1 protein-coding gene is annotated in these 315 nt (G+C 52.1%); it reads right to left on the minus strand.

What is annotated here, in order from left to right:
- Window positions 1-252: hypothetical protein (locus C665_RS21020; protein ID WP_211207602.1), on the minus strand; the 252-nt coding region annotated here is incomplete at its 3' end.
- Window positions 253-315: the final 63 nt, after the last annotated feature.

Genomic DNA, 315 nt, shown 5'->3' on the forward strand with positions numbered 1-315 from the left:
TTTGTTGTTTTTTCTTGACGTCAGGATTTGGTTGTCTATAATGCGCACCTCTTCCAGCGCAGCGGTGCTTGAGTTCAGGCGCAGCGGGGCGGGAAGGGAGAGGCAGTCGGGTGTTGCGGGTCTTGTTGTTCCGTGTTTTTGGCGGGGCGGCGCAAAAAAAGATTCGCGAGATGCTTGACAGGGCGATGTAGGTTCTACATAATCTCGCTTCTTCGCTGCGGCAACGCAGCGATTCTTTAAAAACTTGGACAACCGATAAGTGTGGGTGCTTGGTTGTTGTGGTCGGCGACTTTGGTCGCATAGGTATCACAATGA

Source organism: Thauera aminoaromatica S2 (assembly GCF_000310185.1).
Classification (GTDB): Bacteria; Pseudomonadota; Gammaproteobacteria; order Burkholderiales; family Rhodocyclaceae; genus Thauera; species Thauera aminoaromatica.